The organism is Halochromatium sp. (genome assembly GCF_054919635.1).
Genome location: NZ_JBUDPI010000231.1, coordinates 1 through 6,339, shown reverse-complemented (window position 1 = coordinate 6,339; position 6,339 = coordinate 1). Strand labels below are relative to the sequence as shown.

Annotated in this window: 8 protein-coding genes; 3 read left to right on the top strand and 5 right to left on the bottom strand. The window is 61.0% G+C overall.

What is annotated here, in order from left to right; all coding sequences use genetic code 11:
- On the bottom strand, positions 1-1,914 hold a 1,914-nt coding region (locus ACY693_RS13375), incomplete at its 3' end, for a primosomal protein N' (RefSeq protein ID WP_462322324.1).
- A gap of 166 nt (positions 1,915-2,080) precedes the next feature.
- Between ACY693_RS13375 and ACY693_RS13370 the strand changes: the two genes are divergently transcribed.
- From ACY693_RS13370 to ACY693_RS13360, 3 genes are all read left to right on the top strand, one after another.
- Entirely contained in the window at positions 2,081-2,677 is a 597-nt protein-coding gene (locus tag ACY693_RS13370) for an HNH endonuclease (RefSeq protein WP_462322323.1), read from the top strand.
- Between the two features lie 24 nt (positions 2,678-2,701).
- Positions 2,702-3,580: a fructosamine kinase family protein gene (locus ACY693_RS13365; protein WP_462322322.1), complete on the top strand. Its 879-nt coding sequence runs from the start codon at positions 2,702-2,704 to the stop codon at positions 3,578-3,580.
- 344 nt (positions 3,581-3,924) lie between these two features.
- Positions 3,925-4,437 carry a SixA phosphatase family protein gene (locus tag ACY693_RS13360; protein WP_462322321.1) on the top strand — a complete coding sequence of 171 codons (513 nt, stop codon included), beginning with the start codon at positions 3,925-3,927 and terminating at the stop codon, positions 4,435-4,437.
- 223 nt (positions 4,438-4,660) lie between these two features.
- On the opposite strand, the gene pufA (ACY693_RS13355) is transcribed toward ACY693_RS13360, so the two are convergent.
- The 4 genes from pufA (ACY693_RS13355) to pufB (ACY693_RS13340) form a co-directional block, all read right to left on the bottom strand.
- Entirely contained in the window at positions 4,661-4,831 is a 171-nt protein-coding gene (pufA, locus tag ACY693_RS13355) for a light-harvesting antenna LH1, alpha subunit (RefSeq protein ID WP_462322320.1), read from the bottom strand.
- 61 nt (positions 4,832-4,892) lie between these two features.
- On the bottom strand, positions 4,893-5,036 hold the full coding sequence (pufB, locus tag ACY693_RS13350) for a light-harvesting antenna LH1, beta subunit (RefSeq protein WP_462322319.1): 144 nt from the start codon (positions 5,034-5,036) through the stop codon (positions 4,893-4,895).
- Between the two features lie 221 nt (positions 5,037-5,257).
- Complete coding sequence (gene pufA / locus ACY693_RS13345; protein WP_462322318.1) at positions 5,258-5,479, bottom strand: light-harvesting antenna LH1, alpha subunit; 222 nt, start codon at positions 5,477-5,479, stop codon at positions 5,258-5,260.
- A gap of 22 nt (positions 5,480-5,501) precedes the next feature.
- Positions 5,502-5,645, bottom strand: coding sequence for a light-harvesting antenna LH1, beta subunit (gene pufB / locus ACY693_RS13340; protein WP_462322317.1), 144 nt, complete (start codon positions 5,643-5,645; stop codon positions 5,502-5,504).
- Between the last annotated feature and the right edge of the window lie 694 nt (positions 5,646-6,339).

The window sequence follows — 6,339 nt, the reverse complement described above, 5'->3', positions numbered from 1 at the left end:
GGTCAGCAGGGGATGATCCGGGTGGCGCGTCTGTACCATGACGGTGCCCGGCCGCTCGGCGCGTCCGGCCCGGCCTGCGACCTGAATCAAGAGCTGGGCCATGCGCTCGGTGGCCCGAAAATCACTACCGTAGAGGCCATGGTCCAGGTCAAGGATGCCAACCAGGGTCACACCGGGCAGATGATGGCCCTTGGCCAGCATCTGGGTGCCGAGCAGGATCGGGTACTCGCCATCGCGGGCGGCCGCGAGCAGGCGCTCGAGCTCGCCTTTGCGACGGGTATTGTCGCGATCGATCCTGGCCAGCGGGATGCCTGGGAAGCGTTGCCGGAGACTGTCTTCGACGCGCTCCGTGCCTTGGCCGAGGGGGCGCAGGTCGGGGGATTCGCAATACGGGCACTGGACCGGCAGCAGCCGCTGATCACCACAATGATGGCAGACCAGCTGCCCGTGGCCGCGATGCAGCGTCATGCGCGCATCACAGTGCTTGCAGCTGCTGATCCAGCCGCAGTCGTGGCAGGTCAACACGGGCGCGAAGCCGCGACGGTTAAGGAAGAGCAGGACCTGGTTGCCGGCCTCGATCACGTCTGACATTCGCGTCAGCAGTGCATGTGAAAGACCAGTCACCAGCGGCTGTGAGCGCACATCGGCGAGCAAGAAGCGCGGAGGCTGGGCAGCGCCGGCGCGTCGGTTCAGGCGCAGATGTTGATAACGTCGCTGCTCGGCATTGCGCAGTGTCTCCAGTGATGGCGTCGCCGAGCCGAGCAGGACTGGGCAGCGAGCGATCTGGGCACGACGCACGGCAAGATCGCGCGCCGAGTAGCGAAACCCGTCTTGCTGCTTGAGCGAGACGTCGTGCTCCTCGTCGACGATCAGTAGACCAAGATCCGGCAGCGGCGTGAAGATCGCAGAGCGAGTGCCCAGGACGAGGCGTGCTTGGCCGCTGGCGGCGCGGCGCCAGGCAAGCTCGCGCTCGCCCTCGGCGAGTCCGGAGTGAAGCACCGCGCACTCGGTACGGATGCGATGTGCAAAACGGTGGGCGAGCTGCGGGGTGAGGCCAATCTCGGGAACCAAGACCAGCACCTGCTGGCCTTGCTCAAGGGCCTTATCGATCAGTCGGATGTAGACCTCGGTCTTTCCGCTGCCGGTGACGCCATCTAAGAGATAGCAATTGAAGCCCTCGCCTTGGCTCATCCGGTCGACCGCGGCCTGTTGCTCGCTGTTGAGCACGGGACTGAGGGCTGGGCCGAGTATTGAGCTGAGCGCTGAGGTGGGCGTGGGGGCTGCTGCTGAGGTGTCGGACCACTGCGCTGGTGGCGCTGCAGTTCGGGCGGGACTGGCCTGCGGCTCCATGCCGACCGAGGCTGATGACAGGCTGCAGCGCTCAATAAGCCCCTTGCCTGCAAGCGACTTGAGCGCGGCCCGGCAGTCGCCGAGGCGCTCGCGTAGCGAGGCATCATCGATACCGGCGGGCTCTGACTGCAGGGCCGTTAGTGTTGCGGCTTGGCGAGGTGCGTGCGTCAGCTGCTGCAAGGCGCCGCTAACGCCCTCGGCTGTCGGCCGCCAGCCCTTTCGATCAGGCTCGCGGCTGAGAACAGGGCGGCGCAGCCGGGACGGGAGTGCGCTGAAGATGGCCTCGCCTGGAGGGCAGCGATAGTAGTCGGCCGCCCATCGAATCAAGCCGATGTCTTCAGCCGACAGGAGTGGCTCTGGATCGAGACAACGCTCGATGCGCTTAAGTCGCTCGGGCACGATGGCTGAGTCGCTGCAATGGCCGACAATCATCCCGACCCGATGACCCCGGCCAAAGGGAACGATCACCCGTTGGCCAATCTTGCAAGGCGTTTCGCGGCTTGGCGGAAGATAGTCAAAGATGTCGGGCAGCGGCGTCGCAACGGCAACTTGGACGATCGCCAAGGCTGGCTCCTTCGATCAGGCGGCTGAGGGTTTGGGTGCGAGTGCGATAGCCTCATCGGGCTGGGATCTCGGCTCGATCTTGCCCGAGCCTGTCAACCGTGTATTATTGCCGCGACCGTCTGGTCGCTGTCGAATCCTTTCGATCCCGAGCCCAGGGTTCCGAGCTATGCTGTCACTGAGCCAACAGATCCTGCGCACCGATCTAGCCGGTATGCCACTGGAGTGGATCGACTATAAGGCCGCTGCCAGGCTCTACTTCTTAGGCCAAGTCGCCTATGCCTGCGGCAACCCAATGATCTTGCTGCGGGGCGGTATCAATGCGCGCACTCGCGCCCAGAGCGAGCTGCAGATCCACTCGATCATCGCGACTCAGGGTCAGCATCATGGCCCAACCAAGTTCGCCGATGATTACGTGCCTCCGCTCTCGAACCGAACCCTGTTCCAGCGCGACGACCATCTGTGTCTCTACTGCGGCGGGCGTTTCTCGGCGAGCTATCTCTCCCGCGACCATGTTCGTCCGGTCAGCAAGGGTGGCCAAGACGATTGGAACAACGTGGTCACGGCCTGCGTCCGCTGCAATAACTACAAGGCCGGGCGTAGTCCTGAAGACGCAGGGATGCAACTGCTTGCGGTGCCGTTCACGCCGACCCATGTCGAGTACATCTATCTGATGGGCCGTAATGTGCTGGCTGATCAGATGGCGTTCTTGCGTGCGCATTTCCCGCGCACCAGCCCGCTGCTGCGTCGGTTGGCAAACACCTGATCGAAGAGGGCTCGACTCATTGTGATGACGGATTGGCAAGGCATCCTCGAGCAGATCAACGCCGCTTCCGGGCGCTGCATCCAAAGCGGACATTCTCAGGTCATCGGTGGCGGCTGCATCAATCAGGCCGTCGTCCTCGGGCAGGAGGAGCAGCGTGTCTTCGTCAAGCTGAATCGGGCCGAGCTGCTTGAGATGTTCGAGGCCGAGGCTGCGGGTCTGGCGGAGATGGCGGCCACCAAGAGCATTCGCGTGCCGGAGCCACTCTGCACCGGGGTGGACGGAGACCAGGCGTTTATCGCGATGGAGTACATCGCCCTCGGCGGACGGCGAGGTGATCCCATTGCAGCGGGTCGGCAGCTGGCCGAGATGCATCGCGCTACCCGGCCTCGCTTCGGTTGGCATCGTGATAACACGATTGGATCGACGCCGCAGAAGAATACCGAGCACGACGATTGGGTCGAGTTTTGGTCCGAGCAGCGGCTCGGGTTCCAGCTAGAGCTCGCGGCGAGGAATGGCTATCGCGGCCGCCTGCAACAACGAGGTGAGCGTCTGCGCCAAGGCCTGTCCAGTCTGCTTGACCATGCTCCTGCGGCTTCGCTGTTGCACGGTGACCTTTGGGGAGGCAACATCGGCTACGCAGCCGATGGACAGCCAGTGATCTTCGATCCGGCCTGCTACTACGGGGATCGAGAGGCCGATCTGGCCATGACGGAGCTCTTCGGTGGCTTCGGTGGCCAGTTTCGAGCGGCCTATGAAGAGGCGTGGCCGTTGAGCTCGGGCTACGCGGTTCGCAAGCAGCTCTACAATCTCTACCACATCATCAACCACCTGAATCTCTTTGGCGGTGGCTATCTCAGCCAGGCGGAGGGCATGATCGATCAGCTCTTGGCTGAGCTCCGTTGAATTCGGCTGAGTTGGGCGCAGACGCCTAAGGCCTCTCGCTTGGCTCAGCCGGCGCGCGGCTGCTCACAGCGCTGATCCAGCTCAAGTCATCTTCCGCGGTCTTCCTTGATGGCGAAGCCAAGGTGCCTCGCGGGCGGAGCCCGATCTCAGTGGTCGTCACAAACCGGTTCAGCAGACCGATTTTGCGGTCATTGATGAAACGCTATCTGCCTGTTTTCAATCGGCAGGTTTGGGGTCTGTTACGGTTGTGTTAACATGCAGCGCTGGCTGGCGATGACCATCGCCACGCTTGCGCCACCCCCGATTTGTCAACGCCCCGCTCCTGTTAAGGATCTCCTGCTGAAATGGCTCGCGAGCTACTATTGCTGCGACACGCCAAGTCCGATTGGGACAGCGATGCAGCGTCTGATATCGAGCGCCCGCTCGCCAGACGAGGCAAGCGCGATGCGCCCCGCATTGGTGAATGGCTCTATCGGGAAGGGCTGGTCCCGTCGCTGATCCTGAGCTCGACAGCCGAGCGCGCTCGCGAGACCACCTTGCGGGTCTGCAAAGGGCTCGACTACAAGAAGCGTGACATCAAATGGGAGCCGGCGATCTACGAGGCCAGCCTCAAGACACTGCTGGATGTTCTAGGCGACTACGCGCAATCCCCGAACACCCTGCTGATGGTTGGCCACAACCCAGGGCTTGAGGAGCTGCTTTGCTATTTGGCCCCTGACGATGTCGATGAGGTCAAGGACGAGAAACTGCTGCCCACGGCGGCCTTGGCTCGATTGGAGATGCCGGACGATTGGGCTGCGCTGGAGGCGGGCTCAGCCGTGCTCTTGCGGGTTGTTCGGCCCAAGGCGCTGAAATAGCTGACGATAGCGCGAGCCTTGCACCCAAAACGGCCGGCGCCGGCTCCCGAATCTCATCCCTTGGTCTCTTTGAGACCTGTGGGATAAGCCGCGGAGCCGGCGCTCAGTGCGATCTTGTGTGTCTGATCGCTGCTGATCTGGTCGGGTTAGGCGCTAACGCTGATCCGACCTTTCAGCATCAGCAGGCCTGCTAGGCACGCCTGCTGTTTGGTCGCTGATGTTATCAGCCGCCCCAGCTGTAAGATGGGAGCGAGAAGACCATTGCATGCACGCCCAATGCGATGACGAGCACGGCAAACAGGATCGGAACCAGCCAGGTCGCGGGGTTCAGAACCATCCAGATCTTCCAATCGTCTTCTGGATTTTTTGGTTTCGGGATTTGTTGCTCGGCCATGTGTTTAGCCCTCTTAGATTAGGTTTCGGTTCAATGCTTTGGAGCGTGGTTGATCAGATGATCAGAACCAGGGCTTCCAAGCCAGAACGAGCAGGTGAGCAACGGCGGCGATGCCGACGAATGCGGTGTAGGTCACCTTGAACTGCTCGTGGAACTCTTTTGCTTGATCCGGGGAAAGCCCAGACAGGCTTGCGGGTTCGGCCATTGGTTGACTCCTGACGGTTATGTGTGCCGCTTCTCACAGCTGCGGCGGGTATCACGATGCCAGCTGTGGCATCAATGACAATGGGTCTGTCTTTCCACCCCGACGCGACTCTCGAAGCCGGGGCAGGGCGCCTGGGGCTGCTGTGAAGCCGAAGGCGACTGCGAGCAATGCATCTGGGCTAACAGCCCTTGCCGCTCGCATGACAATCTCGGTGGCAATGCTTACTCAGCTGCTGGAGCGGCCGGAGCAGGTGCTGCAACAGGTGCCGGAGCTTCGTCCGCGGACCATTTGTACTCGTCAAGCGAGAAGACCATGGTGTGCACGCCAAGGGCGATCACGAGGACGGCTGCCAGAATCGGGACCAACCAAACGGCGGGGTTCAGCACCAGCCAGATCCGGTAGTCCTGTTCTTTCGGCTTATAGTTGAAGACGTCTTGGAACATTACTTATTCCTCGTTGGAGATCTCAGAACCAGGGCTTCCAGGCTAGGACCAGAAGGTGAGCAACGGCGGCGATGCCGACGAAAGCGGTATAGGTCACTTTGAACTGCTCGTGGAACTCTTTCGCTTGCTCAGGCGTGAGGCCCGAAAGGCTCTTCATGTCAGCCATTTACATACCCTCCGTTAAGGGTTTGATGACAGTGCCGCACCTGTGCGTGCGACGGGACTCGATCCGACTGTTGGTGTCGCATCGAACTGAACGACCGGCAGTGCCGGAGGCCTTTCCGTGGGCCAGGTCGCGTTTCCATGGCTGTCAGTTTAGTTTGACAGCTCTAAATGTCAACCCAAATGTACAGATTCCTTTGTGGTTTCTTCCTCGGATCGCGTTAGATGCTGATAAAGCTATGTTTTTCTGAGTAAAACAGGGTTCCCTAGAAGTGTCGTCTTAGCCTGACAAGGCGAAAGTTGACAGTGGTGGCGCCGTTGATTCGCGCTGCAGCGCCCGACAACAAGTGGGTCTGGATTTGGTTTACGGTGCAAAGGCGTGGCTGCGATATGCCGCCGCCTCGGCGGTAAGTCACAGTCAGAAAAGCAAAAATTAGGTTATCGGCAAGGTTCCGGTTGGCTGTGCCGATGATTTGCCAAGGATGAGGGGGCATCGGCCACGCCCTGTTGCCGGGGTTGACCCTATTGTTGATTTGATGACCTAGCTCAATCAGCGGCTCTGAGCGAAGCCGTGGCGGTGGTGGGCAAGCAGCAGTGACCTAAACCTAGAAAGAGCAGTTGACCGCTTCGGAGTGTATGCAAGTGCCTGTGTCTGTTGAGATTCAGACCGCCTGCGATCTTCACCCGCTGGCTGAACG